The 19,847-nt window shown below is 35.2% G+C and carries 19 protein-coding genes, 1 tRNA gene and 1 pseudogene; all 21 read left to right on the forward strand.

Annotated features, from left to right (window positions below; genetic code table 11):
- Positions 1 to 271: 271 nt before the first annotated feature.
- The 21 genes and pseudogenes from F9929_RS23115 to F9929_RS23215 all read left to right on the forward strand — a co-directional run bounded on the left by F9929_RS23115 (position 272) and on the right by F9929_RS23215 (position 19,825).
- Positions 272 to 643, forward strand: coding sequence for a hypothetical protein (locus F9929_RS23115; protein WP_152048920.1), 372 nt, complete (start codon positions 272 to 274; stop codon positions 641 to 643).
- A gap of 317 nt (positions 644 to 960) precedes the next feature.
- Positions 961 to 1,037, forward strand: a pseudogene (locus F9929_RS23120).
- Between the two features lie 10 nt (positions 1,038 to 1,047).
- A tRNA-OTHER gene (locus tag F9929_RS23125) sits at positions 1,048 to 1,124 on the forward strand.
- 68 nt (positions 1,125 to 1,192) lie between these two features.
- A complete protein-coding gene (locus F9929_RS23130; RefSeq protein WP_152048921.1) occupies positions 1,193 to 1,900 on the forward strand; it encodes a hypothetical protein in 708 nt (235 codons plus the stop codon).
- Between the two features lie 11 nt (positions 1,901 to 1,911).
- Positions 1,912 to 2,193 (forward strand): DUF1372 family protein, encoded by a 282-nt coding sequence (locus F9929_RS23135; protein WP_152048922.1) that lies wholly within the window; start codon positions 1,912 to 1,914, stop codon positions 2,191 to 2,193.
- Positions 2,194 to 2,326: 133 nt separating this feature from the next.
- Complete coding sequence (locus F9929_RS23140) at positions 2,327 to 3,217, forward strand: DUF6353 family protein (RefSeq protein ID WP_152048923.1); 891 nt, start codon at positions 2,327 to 2,329, stop codon at positions 3,215 to 3,217.
- A gap of 148 nt (positions 3,218 to 3,365) precedes the next feature.
- Entirely contained in the window at positions 3,366 to 4,631 is a 1,266-nt protein-coding gene (locus F9929_RS23145) for a hypothetical protein (RefSeq protein ID WP_152048924.1), read from the forward strand.
- Positions 4,632 to 4,914: 283 nt separating this feature from the next.
- On the forward strand, positions 4,915 to 9,117 hold the full coding sequence (locus F9929_RS23150) for a DUF5906 domain-containing protein (protein ID WP_152048925.1): 4,203 nt from the start codon (positions 4,915 to 4,917) through the stop codon (positions 9,115 to 9,117).
- A 39-nt stretch (positions 9,118 to 9,156) separates the two neighbouring features.
- Positions 9,157 to 9,516: a hypothetical protein gene (locus tag F9929_RS23155; protein ID WP_152048926.1), complete on the forward strand. Its 360-nt coding sequence runs from the start codon at positions 9,157 to 9,159 to the stop codon at positions 9,514 to 9,516.
- A gap of 8 nt (positions 9,517 to 9,524) precedes the next feature.
- Entirely contained in the window at positions 9,525 to 9,971 is a 447-nt protein-coding gene (locus tag F9929_RS23160) for a hypothetical protein (protein WP_152048927.1), read from the forward strand.
- Positions 9,972 to 10,360: 389 nt separating this feature from the next.
- Positions 10,361 to 10,471 carry a winged helix-turn-helix transcriptional regulator gene (locus tag F9929_RS24935; RefSeq protein WP_407922275.1) on the forward strand — a complete coding sequence of 37 codons (111 nt, stop codon included), beginning with the start codon at positions 10,361 to 10,363 and terminating at the stop codon, positions 10,469 to 10,471.
- Positions 10,468 to 11,064, forward strand: coding sequence for an arsenate reductase family protein (locus tag F9929_RS23170; RefSeq protein ID WP_152048929.1), 597 nt, complete (start codon positions 10,468 to 10,470; stop codon positions 11,062 to 11,064). Before F9929_RS24935 ends, F9929_RS23170 begins: the two co-directional genes overlap by 4 nt.
- Positions 11,065 to 11,076: 12 nt before the next feature.
- Positions 11,077 to 11,703, forward strand: a complete 627-nt coding sequence (locus F9929_RS23175) for a BRO-N domain-containing protein (protein ID WP_152048930.1) — start codon at positions 11,077 to 11,079, stop codon at positions 11,701 to 11,703.
- Positions 11,704 to 11,707: 4 nt separating this feature from the next.
- Positions 11,708 to 12,391 (forward strand): hypothetical protein, encoded by a 684-nt coding sequence (locus tag F9929_RS23180; protein WP_152048931.1) that lies wholly within the window; start codon positions 11,708 to 11,710, stop codon positions 12,389 to 12,391.
- A gap of 28 nt (positions 12,392 to 12,419) precedes the next feature.
- Positions 12,420 to 12,656 carry a hypothetical protein gene (locus F9929_RS23185; RefSeq protein ID WP_152048932.1) on the forward strand — a complete coding sequence of 79 codons (237 nt, stop codon included), beginning with the start codon at positions 12,420 to 12,422 and terminating at the stop codon, positions 12,654 to 12,656.
- Positions 12,657 to 12,669: 13 nt separating this feature from the next.
- On the forward strand, positions 12,670 to 13,116 hold the full coding sequence (locus F9929_RS23190; RefSeq protein WP_152048933.1) for a hypothetical protein: 447 nt from the start codon (positions 12,670 to 12,672) through the stop codon (positions 13,114 to 13,116).
- Between the two features lie 146 nt (positions 13,117 to 13,262).
- The gene (locus F9929_RS23195; protein ID WP_152048934.1) at positions 13,263 to 13,796 is read left to right on the forward strand and encodes a hypothetical protein; all 534 of its coding nucleotides are present in this window, start codon (positions 13,263 to 13,265) and stop codon (positions 13,794 to 13,796) included.
- A 2-nt stretch (positions 13,797 to 13,798) separates the two neighbouring features.
- A complete protein-coding gene (locus F9929_RS23200; protein WP_152048935.1) occupies positions 13,799 to 15,019 on the forward strand; it encodes a DEAD/DEAH box helicase in 1,221 nt (406 codons plus the stop codon).
- Between the two features lie 424 nt (positions 15,020 to 15,443).
- Positions 15,444 to 15,917, forward strand: coding sequence for a hypothetical protein (locus F9929_RS23205; protein WP_152048936.1), 474 nt, complete (start codon positions 15,444 to 15,446; stop codon positions 15,915 to 15,917).
- A 627-nt stretch (positions 15,918 to 16,544) separates the two neighbouring features.
- Positions 16,545 to 19,508: a helix-turn-helix domain-containing protein gene (locus F9929_RS23210; RefSeq protein ID WP_152048937.1), complete on the forward strand. Its 2,964-nt coding sequence runs from the start codon at positions 16,545 to 16,547 to the stop codon at positions 19,506 to 19,508.
- A gap of 17 nt (positions 19,509 to 19,525) precedes the next feature.
- Positions 19,526 to 19,825, forward strand: coding sequence for a hypothetical protein (locus tag F9929_RS23215; protein ID WP_152048938.1), 300 nt, complete (start codon positions 19,526 to 19,528; stop codon positions 19,823 to 19,825).
- Positions 19,826 to 19,847 lie beyond the last annotated feature (22 nt).

Raw genomic sequence — 19,847 nt, forward strand, 5'->3', positions numbered from 1 at the left:
AACGGATGTATTGTGGACTATTCAGATATCTTAGGAACTCCAACAAGTGTAGGCGGTTTATTATATGTAGATAGTTATGTGCGAAAAAATGGTACTGCGACATTCTTTTCATCAAAAGATTGGGACTCAGACTTGGATGACATTATTGCCGTTAAACATAAGGAGGATTAAAATGAGTCTTGTTTATGGATTAGCAATAATCATTATAATTTTTATTACACTGGCCCTTGACGAATTATAAATTGATGACAAATAAGATAGGAGACTAATCATGTTTATTGACTTTATCAACCAGACTATTTATGGCGAAAAAGGTATGTATCTTTCACATTTCTCAATCGATAAAGAGGTAGGAAATCATAATAAGTATATTGCATTTAAAATGTATATTAATATTAACGAATACCACAATAAATTAAGATACGATGCGAATACTATTCAAGAAGAATACCCGATTCTTGATGAAATTGTTAAGTATGTTACTAATTATTACAGTTCATTTAATAACCACAATGAAGATATACAGCTTGGGTATGATCCACATATTCCATCATATTACTATGATAAAATAAAAGGATGTTGGACTGTATATTTCTATAGAGAAACCGCTATTGACGAGATGCAAAGGAGAGAATTAAAATGACAGATTTTTTAAACTTAGAACCATACGAATATCGATTTATTTATCCTGACGATTATGATGAACACGAAGATCAATCATCTGTTTCTGTTGAACTTGATAACCTATCTGTTGTAGATACGGTTGACGTTACTAGTGGACTTATTACTTCAGGATCTGTTGTATATCTTAATGGACGATTGTACACGTTCTTTGCGTATAAGGTTTCAGAGTCTGACGAGCATGTTGGTCGACAAAAGATCTTACTATACAACAATTAAGACTTTCACACTTTTTACAGTTCTCTTAATGAAAGGAGTATTGTGTATATTAAATATTTATCAAATAGAGCTCGAGGGTCGAGAGCGTTCTCTATTAAGTTAGAGAAAGGTCGTAGGTTCAAGTCCTACTGTTTGATTAGTACTATATCGAATATAGCTCAGAGGTTAGAGCATTCGGCTATTAAGTTAGAGAAGGGTCGCAGGTTCGAATCCTGCTATTTGATTAGTACTTCATATACTCAATCCTTTTTCTTTTTTTGCACATATTTATTTTTAAGGAGGGTCATGCCAAATGACAGATTATGACAAAATTAAATCAAACCGCACAGCAGCTATCAATGAAAAAGATTTCAATGCTAAAACTAATTCTGCCACTACAGAAACACCACCTCAAGCACAACCATTAAAACTAAAAGGTGGAACTAGTGTTAAGAAGCAAAATCTATTCTTGCGTACTGTGCATGCTATTTTTCCAAATGGAGTTAAAGGTATTGGAGAATATCTAGCTCGTGATGTGTTATTACCTGCCATTAAAGATATGACATGGCAAGCGGGTAGCTCAGCATTGTCTATGCTTATTTATCGTGATAATTATCACACAGGATCAAATTCTAATATCCGTTACGGAGGAAGTGGTGGATGGAATACTCCTAGTCGTACTAACTATAACAATCGTGTTAACTATAGTAACTCATACAATCGTGCTCAGTCACAAGCAGAGGCTTCAATGGCGCCAGAGGATTCATTTGAAGATTTTGTTGAAGTAGAATTCAATAATCGTGAAGATGCTATTTACGTACTTGGTAAACTTGAAGAATGGGTACGACGTTATGGACGTATTCCTGTAGCAGAATATTATCGCATGGTCGATCCGACAATTGTCACATCATACACTATGCGTTCTTACGGATGGAATAATCTTGCAGGTAGTCGGGTTCGTCCAACTCGTGGTGGTAAATATATTATTGACTTCCCACCATTGACAGACTTGCAAATTTAAAGGGGATTAAAATGAAGATATCATCAACAAAAATACGTTATGCAGGATTATATGTACTGATTGGATTAATATTTGGACTAGCAATCGGATTAGGTTTGTCTTTTTATGACAAATGGGATAAACAACCTGTAGTATTTCACTATGCCGATAACTATTCTGGCAAATTATCTGGTGACATATATGATAAAAATGTTTACACCATTATTGATGAAAATGGTAATTATTATATTGTTCCTAAAGACACATACTACCATGTAGATAAAGGAGACGAATTAGATTCGATTATAAAATAAGAAATATGGATTTTATTATTAAATTTATGTTAGGGTGGGCTGTTGCTCGCGTATTGCTGTTCGTAGTAGCTGTTATTATAGCAGTCGTTGAATCAATTAGAATGAAAAATAAATATAAATAGGAGAAAATATTATGTCATTATTAAAAGTATTATCAGTAGGAAATGCAATTAAAGCTTCAACTAAAGCTAGTTTATTTATTCGTCGTAACCGTCCTATTATTGAAACAGGATTAGGACTTGTTACAATTGGTGTTAGTGTCAAACTTGCATTTGATGCTAAAGGAAAAGTGGATGCTATTACAACTGATGTTGAAGAACGCATTGCTAATGGAGAAGAAGTTAAAACATCTGAAACGTTATTACGTGTTGGTCTAGCAATGGCACCGTCAGTAGTAACATTCATGTGTGGTACAGGACTTATCTTGGATTCAACACGAGTGTTAACTAATCGTGTAAATACACTTGCAAGTGCTTTGACTGTAGCTCACAAAGAGAACGACCGTATTAAGAATTATCTTAAAGAAAAACATCCAGAAGTAGATACTCGTCCAGTTGAAGTAACTACAAAAGAAATTGAAGATGAAAATGGTAACAAAATCACAATGGAATCTGTAGAACGTCTACGCCCAGATTTACTTCGTGGATTCTGGTTCGACGCATCTGACTACTACGAACGTGATAACGTAGTCGGAATGCAAGCGTTAACTGTACAAACAGAACGTACACTTTACAACAAACTTATGGGTAAAGGTTATATCGAACTAATTGATATCTACAATCTATTCCAAGTGCCATTGACTGATATGGAAAAACGTGAAATTTACGGATTTGGTTTCACTGATTCTGATTTCTTTGATCTTGAATTCAACACAAACGATAATAAATTCTTTGATGTTGATGCTGTAACTGTAACAGACGATGAAGGTCGTGTACAAATCCCTTACGTTGAATGGCCAACACCACGTTATATTCTTTCATCTATTGATAATGAAGATGACGATTTGCGTGAGTATATTTACTGATTAAAGAAAAGTAATGTATATAGAGGGGTAATGTAGACAGTAAAGTTGCGACTAAATATGTATATAAGATGTGTTCTGTATACATCATTAGTAAACACTATTATTGCTCTTCTTTTTTGTTTTTATTTTATTAATGAGGAGAATTATTATGTCTAAACTAAAACTTATCGGATTAGGGTTTGCAGCTCTCAGCACTATTGGAGCTGGAGTTGTTGGAAGCTTAGGATATAAGAAGCTTAAAATGCAAGACGAAGCAATCGATCGTATGGTTAGTACATTGGAAGATGCTAACGACATGCTTATTAGATACGAAGATAAAGTTAAAGAACAAGCTGAAAAGATTGAAGCACTAAAAGCTGAGAACAAACGTCTTCGTAACATTTTAAATGAAAAAGAAGTAGCTCTTGAAACTTATGAACAAATGGAAAAAGATGTTATCGTAGATGAAACTACCGGTAAAGTGTCTTTTGAAGAAAATAAAGAATTTGAAGAAATGCGTAAACAAGGTAAAGGTAAACCAGTACCTTTTAATGTCTTCGCTAACCCAATTAACGAAGGTGGTACCTACACAAAAAAGTTAGATGATGAACCAGAAGAAGTACATAACTATTCTGAGTTCATCCACACTAACCAAGATGTAACAAATGTTTGGGATCAAAATCCTAGTTATGATACTGAGCAAGGTGATTTATCAGTAGAAATAGTTGAGGAGGAAGCTCGTAGAATTGAGGTGAGTAACAATATTATGAAACAAGAAATTGATAAAAACGGACAAGAAGTATTATTTTCATACTTTGATATGATTACATTCCCATATCGTAACGATGCCGAGTTCGGACTCGCTCGTGCAATGCAATTTGCAAACCACTATGGTATTCCATTTAATGATGGTAATAACGAACAACATTCTAAGTTTAATTTCAACCGCTTTGTAGGAAAATTGAAATCTCTATTTGACTACAACCTTGATCTAGAACAAGTATGCGACAATGATAGCGCTGTTATAGATGATCTTCTAGCAGTACGTAAACAATACTTCGGACCAGACTCTGTTCATTCACAACCAGATCAAATTACTTTAGGTGAATGGATTGACTATGCTATCAAACGTGTAGGTTATGATATGTATAACTTTAACTGGGCTGTTATGATGGACTATGTAATGAATAGCATTGGATGGTATACAGATAATCTATCAGAAGCGGATCGCTTAAATATCGTAGATCTTATTCAGAACCATAGTTATCACAATGACTACTACGATTCATATGGTCTCTTCCGTCTTATAAAAGGTATAGACCAATACTGGGGTGAAGAAGATGCTAAATATAGCTTACAATACTCTCTACGTAACGAATGGAACTCATTCTTGAGTCGTGTGTTAGACTATGAAGCAGAGCATGAAGATGATTAAAATGGGAGTAAAGTATGAATATTGATAATTATTATGTACCAAGCGATTACATGGTTGTGACTTTATATTGGTCTTGGGATGAATACAACACGTATGTACTTCCAAAAACAGAATGGCAAGATTTTCTAACAGCCTATGAAAATGGAACACATTGCTGGAAGTTCAAGAAATTCACTCAAGATAGTTCTATTCCTAGTGGAGGAGAAATTATAGATCTAAGTAAAGTTAAACGAGTCGCGTATTATTAATATAAAAAAAATAGAAAGGAGGGTCGCGGTTATTAATGACCAAAAAATATAAACCAGATTTCTATAAAATAACAACCGAGGGCCCATTTGATAAACGCTCTCAGTTTGACTATAAGGTTGATGTTGACTTCAACTATGTTTATAATGATGACTTGATTGTGCGTGGTGGTGCATTCGCTTACTATTGGGACGGCGAGCAATGGAGTAAGGATTTACGAGATATCGTTCTGAATATTGATGGTAATATTATGGCGGCTGTTAACGAAGTTAAAAATGAAAGCCCAGGTAGTACTATCAAATATGGTCTCGCTGAAAATAGCAACTCGGGTATCGTAACCAAGTTCCAAAAATACTGTCAAGCTTTACAAAGTAAAGATGTAGCATTCAACACTAAGATCTTCTTTGACAACCAAACACCAACTCGTGATGACTATTCGACAATACAATTGAATTATCATCCACAACAAGGTAAATGCGATAGCTTTGATACTCTAGCAGGAACATTATATGCACCTGAAGAACTAGATAAAATTCTGTGGGCTATAGGAGCGTTGCTTACTGGTAATATGCCTAAAATTCAAAAATTTCTATTTCTGTATGGTGCCGCAGGAACAGGTAAAGGTACCATGCTTGACATTATCAGTAAAATATTCCAAGACTACAGAGCTGACATTGATCTTGAAAAACTTACAAGTGGAAACCAATTCGGTACCAGTCAAATTGTTGACGTGCCTTTACTTGTGGATTCGGATTCAAAAATCGATAAGATTAAAAAAGATACCGATCTATTGAAGCTTGTATCGCATGAACCTGTTATGGTTCGTAAGCTTTATCAAGATGGATACTCGGTATCTTTTCAAGGTTTGTTGATTACGGCTTCGAATGCGTGTTATGATGCCAAGAATGTTAACTCTGGTATTCATCGTCGTGCTCTAGTAGTTCATCCTAGTGGTAATGTTGTTTCAAAAGACGACTACAACCGATTAATGAATGATATTAATTACGAGATACCTTACATCGCACAAAAGGCGATTGATCGTTACAATGAACTAGGGGAAGATTATTATGACAATTATCGCGATGAAGACATGGTGATGTATAGTGACAAATTCCATGCTTGTGTGCGTGAAAATCTTCCTTTGTTTACAGATAAAGATGGTATTACTCTCAACCAAGCTGCATCTATATATAAATCATATATTGAAGAACTAGGCTGGGAAGAAAAGGGTATTAAAGCAAAAGTTAAAGAAAGATTGCACGACTACTACCGGGACTATCATCAGTATAAAATGATTGATGGTGTTCGCTTAACACGATATTATTCAGGGTTCAAGTATGAGAAGTTTCCATTTTTAAATGGTGGCTCTAAACCTAAAAATCTTGTAGAGTGTAAGAAAAATGTATGGTTAAATCTAGCTGAGCAACCATCTTTATTTGACAAAGAAGCTGCAGACTATCCTGCTCAATTAGCTAATGAGAACGGTACTCCTAAGTATAAATGGGATACAGTCACTACAACTTTAAAAGATATCGATACTAGCGAGTTACACTATGTTAAAGTGCCTCAAAATCATATCGTTTTAGATTTCGATATGAAGAACGAGAAAGGCGAAAAAGATTTATCTCTAAATATCAAGGAAGCTCTTAACTATCCACAAACATATGCTGAAGTCTCAAAATCAGGAGGTGGATTACATCTACATTACTGGTATGATGGCGATGTTACAAAGTTGAAGAATTTAATTAAAGAAGATGTTGAGATTAAAGTATATACTGGCAAATCTTCTCTAAGACGAAAACTTATTAAATGTAACGATCTTCCTATTGCTCATATTGCAACAGGTTTGCCACTGAAGGAGAAAGAGGTTATTATGTATAAAGATATTGAAGATATTCATTGGACCGAAAAGAAACTACGCACATTCATTGAGAACTGCATAGATAAGGTTCATCATAGTGCAACCAAACCAGAAATTGATTTTATTTACACAGTGCTTGAACAGGCAAAAGACACTGGTGTTAAATATAATCTTAATGATATGTTAGATCCGTTGACTAAGTTTGCGATGCATTCAACAAACAATAGTGATTATTGCTTAGGTATTGTTAATAAGCTTACTCTATCTACGTACCAAACTGAAGAAGAAGTTGGTAATGGTAATGATGTTGTAGATGATAAAGATATCGTCTTCTTTGATATTGAAGTGTTCTCAAATCTGTTCTTAGTTTGTTGGAAGAAGAATGGATTTGAAATTCCATCTTGGGTCTATGATGACCTAATGGAAGGTATTGATAGACAAGGCGATATACAATCTTCTGATCCTATTAAATCTAATTGGTATAAAGAACATAATAACAAAGATTATGGTATTTGGGCTAACCCAACTGTAAACCAATTGGAATATCTATTGCAGTTCCCATTAATCGGATTTAACAACCGTAAGTATGATAACCATATTTTATATAATGCAAGTCTTGGTGCTACACCAATGGAATTGTATATGCAGTCTCAAAATATTATCAATCACACTGGTGATGGTGGTATGAAGCCTGCTGCTTATAATCTTTCATATGCTGACTTATATGAGTTTATGGATATCAAGCAGTCACTTAAGAAATGGGAAATTGCATTAGGACTTACTCATGACGAGTTTGAGTTCCCTTGGGATCAACCGCTAGCTATGTCTAATTGGGCTCGTTGTGCAATGTACTGTATGCACGACGTAGATGCAACAGACAAAGTATTCAACGATAAGCATGTAGGACAACCTGCCTGGATGGCTCGTAAAGTAATGTGTGAACTTACTGAAATGTCACCTAATACTAAAACTCAAACATTGGCTGAGAAATTCTTGTTCGGTGATGATCAACGACCACAAGATAACTTTGTTTGGTATGACTTAGCAAAAGAATTCCCAGGTTATACTTTTGATCCTAATCGTAAACCAGCTTCTGATTATCATGGTAAAGATCCTTCTGAAGGAGGATATGTATCATCAAAACCAGGTGTATACGGCGTATCAGTAAAAGACTACAATGCGGGTAATATTATAGATCCCGTAACAGGGCGTCGTAAGTTAGTTACTTATATTGACGTTGCCTCACTACACCCACACTCATTGATTGCGATTAATTACTTTGGTAAATATACTCCTAAGTTCCAAGCTTTGGTTAAATGTCGTATGTATATCAAACATGGACAATTAGATAAAGCAGCTAGTGCATTTGATGATATCGATCCAGCATTAAGTAAGAAGCTTTCTAGATTCTTAAATGACCCTTCATTGGTTAAAGGTCTTGCTCACGCTATGAAGATTATCATTAACATCGTATATGGTATGACTTCTGCTAAATATGATAATAAATTCCGTGACCCACGTAATGTTGATAACATTATTGCTAAACGTGGTGCTCTATTTATGATGATGTTGGAAGAAGAATTAAATGCAAGAGGATGTAATGTAGTTCACGTTAAGACCGATTCTATGAAGATCACAAACTATCTTCAAGAAGACATTCAATATGCTATGGATCGTGCAAACGAATTTGGTTATACGTTTGAACTTGAATGTATCTTTGACCGATTGGCACTGACTAATAAATCTACTAACATTGGACACATCGAAGGTAAACCTGAATATGATGCTCATGCCTGGGAAGCTGTTGGCGCTCAATATGCAGAACCATTTGTGTTTAAGAAATTGTTTAGCCATGAAGAACTTGTTGAAGAAGATTTCATGACGCTTAAATCTAGTACAGCTCCTATTTATTTAGGTGATAGATTTATTGGTAAGAATGCTTATGTATATGCGTCACTTACTGGTGAAGAATTATGTGCTATACGTGAGGAAAATATTGCTCAGTCTATTCAAACTAAGGTACAGAAACCTATTGAAAAATATCTTCCTAAACGCGATTATGAAGGACTACCTCTTGCTGAACAGGAAGCAAACCGTGTGGCTAAAATTTCTAAAGAGCTCATAGCTAGAGGATTTAATATTAGTCCAGAGCGTGTTCAAAATATTATTGATAATAACTTCCCTGAAACCAAAGTCTCTAAACGCAGCGCTCTAGCTGGTACAAAAGACTGGGCATGGAGATTATCAACTGAATATAAAGGTAAAGACGATATTAATATGGGCTACTATGGTAAACTTATAGATGATGCTGTAGACGATATCTATAAAGTTGGAGATGGAAATATTATTTTTGAAGGAACTAAATATGCTAGAGGCTAATTCTAGCTTTAGTTCTTTTTATTTTTTGGAGGTACATTCGTGAAATTCTTTAATAAAGATAGATTTGAAAAATTCAGCATTTTAATGGTAACCGAAAAAACTGTGTCGTATGATGAAGCTGTTTATCGTACACATTATTATGCTATTATGCCATATCAGGAACGTGATATTAATTATGCTTATAGAGACAAAGCGCGTGTTTCTCTAAATCTTGAAGACAATACTATATATGGATTAGACTTCGCTAACGTTACAAATTATTCTATTGCGCCTGTGTATAATATGGAGGATGTTGAACAACTAATCGTCCAACCAGGTGTTAAGAAAAATAAACGAATTAATATTTATGGTATTTCTAATCAGTTAGTCAAACAATTCAAGAAAGAGGAGGAAGAATGAGATAGCACATGGGTAAGATTAAAATATTTGATTTTATCGACACAAAAACAGGGGAGAAGTTCAGTGGAACAAAAATGGAGCTAGCAGCACACGCTGGAATCTCGAACTCGACAGTATGCGCACGGATTAAAACAGGGCGTTTAGTTGCCACAGAAATAGGCACGATTGACAACTCGCCAAAACTTATATTTACCAGAATTGTTAATGGGAAGCCAGATGTGTTTGTTGGGACTAAAATGGCAGCAGCTAAGTATTACGGTCTCACAGATTGGGGTTTTCGACGTGGCATCGAAAAAGGTGAAATTATCGTGGATGATAGTGCTATCGTCCATAATAATAATAATAATAATAAAAAAGATCCGCTATATTTCATTACCAACCGAAAATCAGATCCAGAAACAAAAAGAAAGCTTACTAAACGTATGTACGGCGTCATCTATGCGATGGGGATATAGTTGACTATTAAGAAACGTGAAAGAATATTAGGAGATAATATAATGAAGAAGTATAAGTATGATGCGAGCACTAGGATTAAAATAAAAGATCTTGCTGAAGGAAGTTTACTTGTTGACACTAGAGAACGTATATGGGTAGTTGAGGATGTTGTTGGTCATCGTCTCACTATTACTCATATCTGGGATCGCAATCATTATACCAAAGTTATTAACATTGGGAGCAAAGGTTGGTTATACGGTTTCTATCTGTATTAATAGGAGGATTTATGCCTATACAAGGAGAGAATATTCCAATTTGGATTGAACGTTTAAATAGATATTTAGGGGAGCCTACTACAAAGACTATGGGACGCCCACCTCGTAAGATTAACGAAGACTTGTTGATTCTTATGCATAACGAGGGAGACTCTAATAGGTCTATAGCTAGGCAATTAGGATTGAATAATAGAACTGTTGATAGACGAATTATAAAACTTCGGAAAGAGGGTAAAATTAAATGATTATTTTTTATGTTAATGACTTCTGTGATACATGTGGAAACTATATTAGAAACTGTCGTAAACAATATATTAAACGTTATTTAGAACCTTACGGTGTTAAAAGTAAATTTGTTAAATTCAATAAATCTAACCCTGTAACTAGAGAGTTCCTAATGAATGTGCTTGCTAAACAGGCAGAAGTAGATCGAGGTATTGAATCTATTGCTCGTAGAGGTATGTTCAAAATGTATTCTCCAACTCTTAAACAATTAGCTAAATACGATGTTGAAGCTATCCGGGATTGGAAGCTTATGCTAATTGAAAGAAAGCAACCTTTAACTGTTAAAAATGTAGTTGACTGGTTATTAGAACATCCGTTCTTTGTTAATACTTTTATTATGTATGATGATGAAACTGATATGTACTACACAACTCATATGGCTGAAGGATGTAAAGCAGCGTGTAAAAGAAAAGCTAGATCTGTTCGTAGAAAATTAAATTATGAAAGACTATTGTTAATGGAAGGCGTTGATCATAATGATGATGTTAGTAGTTCAGGACATGCTGATTTCTGGGCTAGCCAAGAAGAAGAATTTGAATATAAAGTTTTATAATGGAGGATTAAAATGAACAACGAAATTAGGGTTGAAAATTGGAATGGTTACAATATTAGGTTCATAGATCTTAATGGAGAATGGTGGGCTGTATTGGCAGATGTTTGTAAGCCGTTAGGGTTACAAGCGAAATTGGTTAAACAGCGTCTAGATGATAGGGTAGTTTTAAACTACCTATTAAATGACAGATTTGGTCGGCCGCACAACACACTTCTCGTCAATGAAATTGGTATTTATAAAACTATCTTCAAATCACGTAAACCAGAAGCAGAAGCTTTTCAAGATTGGGTATTCAGCGTTATCAAATACTTACGTGAGCAAACCGGTTTGGAAGGCTTTGAAGTTTTTCGAATGATGGATAAAGAGCATCAAAAGCAAGCCATGACTAGATTGCATAATGGATTATCAACACCTATAGATGTTGATTATATTAAAGCTAATACCATTGCTAATAAAGCAGTCTCAAACAAATATGGTTATCCAAAGATGGTCAAGAAAGAAGACATGACCCCACAAATGATGAAAGACCGAGAGCCAATAGTGGATGAAACTGTAGATCTAATGATAACAAAAGAGCGTTACAGTTTAGACTTCAGCGTAAGTGATGCTATTTACAACAGAGTGCAAAAGGAGGATTAAAATAATGTACCTATATGATGAAAATGGATTCCCTATCTCAATATCTACCACAAAGAAAGTTTATATAATTGCTACTGGAGGCAAAGTAGTAAACCTTTATACCCGTACTTTTGAAGATTTTTATAAAAGTTTATCCGATAAGGAAATTGAGAAACTATGGAAGTTAGCTATCACCAGTCTAGGTTTAGATGAGTCTCTAGAATATTCTACTCTAGTGCCATTTGAGTTTAAGTTTTTACTTGAGGAAGATGAGATTATTAAACCAACCATTTGGAAATATCTTATGACAGCAGTTGGATATCCTAAATATAAAGTTGTTCAATTAGATTACAAAGCTTTTGCAAATAAGCAAGCTCTATTGGGATTCGAGCGAGTGTACTTGACCAAAAGTGATGCTGAACATGATGCTTATGATTACCTATTATCTATTCGCCCTAATGAACGTACAGAAGGACGTCTTTATAATGAATTAGATTTACGAAATGTTAAACATGCTATATTCAATCTTGATGATAAGAAGTTGCCAATCATGATCTTTGCTAACAATCTAGAAGATACCAACCCATTCTCAAATGATATTAAGCAAATTATGATTAGACAACGAAAAGGATGTTTGCCAAATCAATTCGAAATTACAGAGGGAAAACTTGTATATGACGTTACCTATAACAATCCAACAAATAATTAATTACAACAACTTATAAGGAGATATGAAAATGAGATTGTTTGATAACTTTAGTAATGATTCAGATTTTACAGAAGAAGAAATGAAGACGTTAGAAATTCAGTATATTGAGATTTGCGCTCGTATTCGTAATTCAGGGCAATACTCTGAAGACGAAGCAGAAAGATTAATTGAGAGAATCACACGGGTTGGGAGATATCTTTACGATCCATGGAAGCCACACCTAATGATTAAATTTTATGAAGTAATTGACGAACTACTTGATTAAGGAGATGATTAAAATGAAAGAATACACACTTGAATCGCCATTCGATCCTAAATGGGAAATGTCACCAGAACAAATAGCAGAAGTTTTTGCTCACAATAAAGAGAATAAAGAACCTGAAGAGAAAGGCAACAAAGGAGAGGCTGAACCTGAGTTAACCGCGGAGAATACTGTGATCTCAGTACATACAGTTGAATCACAAGATCGATACCATAAACTATTGCTAGATCAAAATTATCTATCTTTACTTATATCTATTCAAGATCGTCTTAATAAGTTATATGAAGATCGTGCTAAGTCGACAGCAGAGATTGATAAAGATTTTATAGTTCTGACTACTGCTTTAAAAGCTATCCGTGCGAATGCTACTTCTTTATATGATTTAGCATTGAAGTCTAACTCAGATGTAGATATCGTAATGGTAAAAGACGTACTCATCGAACTTGCGAAAGTTTACAACTAAAATTTCTAGGGTGCGTCAATAGTACAAAAAACAGCCCTTATGATAGAAGGGAAGGGGAAGAGTGTATTGTTCTACGTTTATTATTCACCCCTTTCCTATTTTTTTTATTTCATTAATATATTATTTTTTTAAAGGAGGACATTATTATGTCAAACGAAAAACAAAACAACCTTATCGAACTACGTAACATTGGTGTAACTTACAAACACTTCTCTGGAGATGAAGTACGTTTACAAGATGGCCGTACATTGAACCGTAACCATGACCGTTACTTCTCAGCTGTTATTGAAGAAGGTACAGCACACGAACTTGAACAAATGGGATGTAATGTTCGTTGGCCACTAAATCAAGATGGTACTGTTGATACAGGTCGCAAACCTACAGTTCAAATCAAAGTATCATCTGGTCCAGATATCTTCTCAACAGTTCGTATGTTCCTAGTTGATGGAGATGCAGTTACTCGTGTAAATAACAATGACGACCTTATGCTTCGTAAAATGGACGACCTAGTGTTCTCAGGTATTAACGGACAAGGATGTACAATTGCTGTTATGCCTCGTGAATGGGAAGTCAACGGTAACAAAGGTACAACTCTTTACCTACGTGTTGGGTACTTCCGTCTTGCAGAAGATAACTTTGAAGATCCATTTGCTGAAGAATTTGGCACAGCAGGTATGTAATTATGACTGTTACTGTTGGGAAGATTACGTTATTACCTGAACAGGAGTCAGCTCTAGAAAAGATACACAACGGATGTATTCTTGTAGGTGGAGTTGGCTCAGGTAAGACGTTTACTTCTATTGCTTGGTATTGTTTAAATCATTCAGACAAACCGTTAATAGTAATTACAACAGCAGCAAACCGAGATATGATTAAGCCTGGTCATGAGAAATCTGACTGGGCTGAAAGTATCGAGGCATGTGGTGTAACCGATTATATAATTGACTCTTGGAATAACATTGGCAAATACCAAGCCGTTACTGATGCTTGTTTTATATTTGATGAGCAACGAGTAGTAGGCTATGGTAAATGGGCAAGGACATTCATTAAGATTACTAAGATGAATGAAGAAAACAATTGGATATTGCTTTCAGCTACGCCTGGAGATAACTGGATGGATTATGTTCCAGTATTCATTGCTAATGGCTTCGTAAGAAATAAATCTGATTTCATTTATAAACATGTTATTTATAAATCATATATGAAATATCCAGTAGTTGATCATTATGTTGGTGAAGCTACTCTTGAGATGTACCGTCGTAAAATACTTATTCAAATGGATGTAGCAAGAAAAACCAAACGACATCGTGAATATGTATATTGTGACTATGATAAAGATATGTATAGTAAAGTAATCGAAAATAGGTTTAACTTCTTAGATGACAGACCTATCGAGACTGCTAGTGAACTATCTGTCTTATTACGTAGAGTTATTAACTCTAGTAAAGATAGAATTGCTAAAGTTACAGAACTAATTAACAATCATAACCGCTCTATTATATTTTACAATTATGTCTATGAGAAAGAGATACTGATCAAAATATGCTCTGAATATGGCATTGAATATGGTGAGTGGAATGGTCAAAGACATGATCGTATACCTAATGGAGACAAATGGGTTTACTTAGTTCAGTACACAGCAGGCGCAGAAGGATGGAATTGTATCACTACAGATTGTATGATATTCTATTCCGTTAATTATGCGTATAAGAAGATGGAGCAAGCAGAAGGACGTATAGACCGTTTAAACACGTCTTATACGGATCTTTACTATTATTATATTACATCTAATAGTTCTATTGACCAAAAGATACTAAAAGCTGTTAACGATAAAAAGAAATTTAATGAGCGAGCATTCAGTGAAGAATTGTTCGGTGTTAATTGGATAAAAAAGGAGAAATGATCAAAATGGCTACTACTGAAATACCATTTGAACAAAAGTTTTGTAGAAAACTTCGAGGGTTGCATCGTGATCTTTATGTTATGAAGAATGATGCTAGTCTTATTCAAGGGTTTCCTGATAGAGTTGTATATTTTCGTGATAAATACGCGATCTTAGAGTTCAAGCGTTCGGAAAATGCGAGTCATAGACCTAATCAAGATTGGTATATTAATCATTTTAGTAAATATACATACAGCTCATTTGTCTATCCTGAAAACGCCGATAAAGTATTTCGTGAATTGTGTTCGTTCTTTGACTTATAATTAATTAGGGAGATGAGAGGCTAATTATGGTTTTTAATTGGAACGACCACTGGCGACTAGAAGGAAAGCATGCAATGCTAAGTCCATCTGGATACCATTGGCTAAGATATGACAAAGAGAAGATGCAGAACGTGTATTTAAATAACCTTCGTAAAGAGAAAGGAACACGATTACACGCGCTTGCATCAGAGATGATCAAATTGGGTGTTGACCCAACTAACGAACGTCAGGCATTAATTCAGTTTGTACTAGATGCAATGGGTTTAGGCATGGAGTCTGAACAAGTATTGTACTACTCTGACTATGTATTTGGTACAGCTGATGCAATTAAATTTGATGAGAAGACCAAGACCCTTTTGGTATTTGATTTGAAGACGGGAACATCGAAACCTAGTTTTGACCAGTTGCTAATCTATGCTGCGATCTTTTGCTTAGAGTATGGTAAAGCTCCTGAAAAGATGAACTTTGAACTACGTTTATATCAAGGTCGTGGATACAAAGAATGTTTCCCTGAACCTGTTGATGTACGTAATACTATGAACCAGATTGTTGAGATGGATTCAGTTATTCAGAAGATGAAATCGGAGGGATACTAATGGTTAATGCACTTCTATTTTCGATTATTGCTGTTCTATTAGTGTATGTAGCATTTAAATACTTTGGTATTTGGTTGGGATGTATGTTTAGTTTAGTCTATATGTTTTTGGTAGTTATCGTACCTATCGTATCAATTTTATTATTATCTTCAGTGATCGTTGGTATACTTAAGCTAATTATGTATGTATTAGTGTAGAAATGTGAAATGGGAAATCGCAGTATAGACTAAAAAATTTGCACTTTTGTGCATTTTTTATTACATCTTTTGAATTCAGAAAAGTGCAATTACATCTTTTGAAAGGTGTAATTAGCAATTTTTTGTAACATAATTGTAACATAAGCCGTTCAGAAAAGTGCAATTACATCTTTTGAAATCGAAAAAGTGCAATTAGAAGTGCAATTTTTTTTGTATATTTTTCCTTAAAAATGGCCATTTTTTGTATATTTTGCGGCATTTTGCCCTAAAAAATGAATATTTTTGCATTATTTTGTACAAATTACATCTTTACACTTCTATTTTCTATAAACTTATAATAATATATAGTAGTATAAATAAATAAAAAAGTGCATCAACCAAAGATGCAAAAGTGCAATTAACTCAAACTTTTACAAGAAAGGGGAATTTCGTGGAATTCGAATTCAATAAAGACTACAACGAGATAGATCTACAAGCAATCGATGAAATGGATTTTACTCGAGCTTGGGAACAAGTTTTACGCCATGATGGAATTTCCGAAGAAGGTATTAATATTCTGTTACACTATGGAGTTAAACGTCGTTCTGGTCGTTATCCTTGGGGTAGTGGTGAAAACCCATACCAACATGGTGATAATGCGAAGTTCATGCAAGCACGTAGAGAGATGCAATCTAAAGGTATGACTGAAGCTGAAATTGCAAAAGCTTTTGGTGTATCAACTGGCGCTGTTCGTGCTCGTGTTGCTATTGCCCATGAAGAAGAAGTACGTCGTCTTAGAGCAACTGCGAAATCTCTAAAAGAACACGGATTAAACCCACAACAGATTGCAGACAAAATTGGTAAGTCTCGTTCTTGGGTTGATAAAGAATTAAAACGTGATGAATCTAAAGAGAATGTAAAACGTCAAACATCTGAAGTCGCTGACTTACTTGCAAGTCGTGTAAGTAAAGATACTTACATCGACGTCAGTCGTGGTGTTGACATTCAAATGGGTGTCAGTAAAACTAAATTAGATAATGCTGTTAAAAGTCTAGTTGATTCTGGTGAATACGAAGTTATTAAATATCGTATTAAACAAATCACCAACCCAGATGGAAATAGTACTCCAACTGATATCCTAGTCCCTAAAGGTACATCATATACAGATGTTAGTCATCACACCGAGCGTATCAAAACTATGGATATGTCTTTGGATGGTGGTTCAACAACTAAGATCCAAGCAATTAATGTTCCTAAGTCTATTGATTGGAGTCGTGTTAAGATTCGCTATGCCATTCCTGAAGGTGAAAAAGGACATGGTAAAACCGATGTCGATGGTGGTCTTATGGATGGTACAATGTTACTTCGTCCTGGTACTAAAGATTTGGATATGGGTAAAAATAAATACGCCCAAGTTCGTATTGCTGTAGGTGGAACTCATTACCTAAAAGGTATGGCTATCTATGGAGACCCAAAAGACTTTCCTGATGGTGTTGATATTATCTTCAACACAAACAAAACTAAAAACAAAACTAAAGAAGAAGTTCTTAAACCTTTAGAGCGTGCTCTTGATAGTGATAACCCATTCAGTGCTACAATCAAAAGACAAAATGTTATGTTGGATAAGAATGGTAAACCTATTGTAGATGAAGAACGTACAGCTGCAGCTGAAAAAGCATTAGGCCGAAAACTTGGAACTCCTATTTATAAAACTGGTGCAATTAATATCGTTAATGAAGCTGGTGACTGGAATGATTGGGGTAAAGCATTGTCTTCTCAATTCCTTTCTAAACAACCAGAACCTGTAGTTCGTGAACGTCTTAAAGCAACTCTAAAAGAAGTTGATAAAGTTTACGAAGAAATTAGCAAAGTTGACAATCCAGTTATTCGTGCTAAACTTTTAGAAAGCTATAGTTCTGATCTTGAATCTAAACAAGTTCATTTGAAAGCAGCAGCTCCAAAAGGATTCGCGCCTCATGTTATCTTACCTGTAAGTAAACTAAAAGAAAACGAAGTTTACGCGCCTAACTATCCTGACGGAACACGAGTAGTTCTTATTCGTTATCCACACGCAGGTACATTTGAGTTGCCTGAACTTATTGTTAACAACAGTAAGAACTCGCCAGGTCGAAAGATCGTAGGTGATGCGTCTGATGCTATTGGTATTCATCCAAAGGTTGCACAGAAGATGTCTGGTGCGGACTTCGATGGTGACACAGCTTATGTATTGCCAAACAATGCAGGTAAATATAAAACTCGTCCAGCATTAAAAGGACTCGAAGACTTCGATCCTAACATGTATGAAGACAAACCTGGCACATTTAAACCGTTGACTAAAGGTACTTCAACCAATAGAGAAATGGGAGTCATCAGTAACCTGATTACTGACATGACTTTGAAAGGTGCTTCGGATGAAGAGTTAACTCGAGCTGTTAAACACTCAATGGTTGTTATCGACTCAGCTAAACACAAACTTAATTACAGACGTAGTGAAGTTGAGAATGGTATTCCAGCCTTGAAGAAAAAGTATATGGCTCACGTAGATACAATGGACTATGGATCTTATAGTCGTTTCGATGAACGAACTCGTAAGACGCAAACAGTTCAAGATGAAAAACGTTTCCGAGATGTTATTACTAAACGTGTGAAAACATCTGGTTCTACAATTGTTTCTCGTTCTAAAAATGATACAGTACAAGTTGCTGGATATGATGTTGAAGTTAAAGATCCTAAGACTGGTAAAACAAAAACAGTTACTAGAGGTAAAGTCGAAGTACCTTTGATCACAATGGTTAAAGATGCTCGTGACTTCTTAACTCCATCATCAGATCAACGTGAGAAAGATTATGCTAACTATGTTAATGAATTAAAAGCTCGTAAGATTAAAGTAGATGAAGAGCGTAAGCTTATTAAAAATGTTAAGAAAGATCCTAAGGCTGCACTAATCTATGCAGACGAAGTCGCTTCTCTTGAGGCTAAGCTTAAGGATTCATTATCTAACGCACCTAAAGAACGTCAAGCACAACTCTTAGCTAAACGTAAAATTGATAAAGAAATTAAGACTCGTGGTGAAGGTAATCCTATCGATAAGAAAGAGCTTAAGAAGTTACGTCAACAAGCAATTACTACAGCTCGACAAGAAGTTGGCGCTAAACGTAATCCAGTTAAGATTACTCCTGACGAATGGGATGCTATTCAAGCCAATGCTATTTCGCCAACAATGTTATCTAAACTTGTTAGAAATATGAATGATGATGAATTAAAAGAATTAGCAACACCTCGTCCTAAAAATACAATTGAAGGATCTCGTTTATCTAAAGCTAAACAGTTACATGCTAATGGATATACTTATGCACAGATTGCCGAACTGTTAGGTGTGTCAACTACCACAGTCTCTAGAGCAATCAATGGATAGAAGGAGATGGTTAACCTATGAATGATTACATGCTAACAACCATGGACAACCCTCACAATCCATGGACTGAGTATGAAGACTGGTATCTATGGGATCAACAACATGGATACAACTTGCCTGGCTACTTAGCTAGGATCTATGACACTATCAACACTGACCCAACCAACCTAGAGAACATGGTCGCTTGGGGACAGGCCACTCGTGACATCGTTGACCACAACATCTATGGCAACATCGTCCTCGTTAAGAACCCTGAGCTTGATAAGCTCTCGCCTGAAGAAGAAGAAGGTTACGCCGAACCAGACGTCGCCCTCTAATCTTCATAGGCATAGGGGGGGG

This window comes from Aureimonas psammosilenae (genome assembly GCF_009176975.1).
Classification (GTDB): domain Bacteria; phylum Pseudomonadota; class Alphaproteobacteria; order Rhizobiales; family Rhizobiaceae; genus Plantimonas; species Plantimonas psammosilenae.

Excerpts from the sequence above, each read along its gene's own strand:
- F9929_RS23115 (WP_152048920.1), top strand. The coding sequence starts at position 272 with ATGTTTATTGACTTTATCAACCAGACTATTTATGGCGAAAAAGGTATG.
- F9929_RS23130 (WP_152048921.1), top strand. The coding sequence starts at position 1,193 with ATGACAGATTATGACAAAATTAAATCAAACCGCACAGCAGCTATCAAT.
- F9929_RS23135 (WP_152048922.1), top strand. The coding sequence starts at position 1,912 with ATGAAGATATCATCAACAAAAATACGTTATGCAGGATTATATGTACTG.
- F9929_RS23140 (WP_152048923.1), top strand. The coding sequence starts at position 2,327 with ATGTCATTATTAAAAGTATTATCAGTAGGAAATGCAATTAAAGCTTCA.
- F9929_RS23145 (WP_152048924.1), top strand. The coding sequence starts at position 3,366 with ATGTCTAAACTAAAACTTATCGGATTAGGGTTTGCAGCTCTCAGCACT.
- F9929_RS23150 (WP_152048925.1), top strand. The coding sequence starts at position 4,915 with ATGACCAAAAAATATAAACCAGATTTCTATAAAATAACAACCGAGGGC.
- F9929_RS23160 (WP_152048927.1), top strand. The coding sequence starts at position 9,525 with ATGGGTAAGATTAAAATATTTGATTTTATCGACACAAAAACAGGGGAG.
- F9929_RS24935 (WP_407922275.1), top strand. The coding sequence starts at position 10,361 with ATGCATAACGAGGGAGACTCTAATAGGTCTATAGCTAGGCAATTAGGA.
- F9929_RS23170 (WP_152048929.1), top strand. The coding sequence starts at position 10,468 with ATGATTATTTTTTATGTTAATGACTTCTGTGATACATGTGGAAACTAT.
- F9929_RS23175 (WP_152048930.1), top strand. The coding sequence starts at position 11,077 with ATGAACAACGAAATTAGGGTTGAAAATTGGAATGGTTACAATATTAGG.
- F9929_RS23180 (WP_152048931.1), top strand. The coding sequence starts at position 11,708 with ATGTACCTATATGATGAAAATGGATTCCCTATCTCAATATCTACCACA.
- F9929_RS23185 (WP_152048932.1), top strand. The coding sequence starts at position 12,420 with ATGAGATTGTTTGATAACTTTAGTAATGATTCAGATTTTACAGAAGAA.
- F9929_RS23190 (WP_152048933.1), top strand. The coding sequence starts at position 12,670 with ATGAAAGAATACACACTTGAATCGCCATTCGATCCTAAATGGGAAATG.
- F9929_RS23195 (WP_152048934.1), top strand. The coding sequence starts at position 13,263 with ATGTCAAACGAAAAACAAAACAACCTTATCGAACTACGTAACATTGGT.
- F9929_RS23200 (WP_152048935.1), top strand. The coding sequence starts at position 13,799 with ATGACTGTTACTGTTGGGAAGATTACGTTATTACCTGAACAGGAGTCA.
- F9929_RS23205 (WP_152048936.1), top strand. The coding sequence starts at position 15,444 with ATGCAGAACGTGTATTTAAATAACCTTCGTAAAGAGAAAGGAACACGA.
- F9929_RS23215 (WP_152048938.1), top strand. The coding sequence starts at position 19,526 with ATGAATGATTACATGCTAACAACCATGGACAACCCTCACAATCCATGG.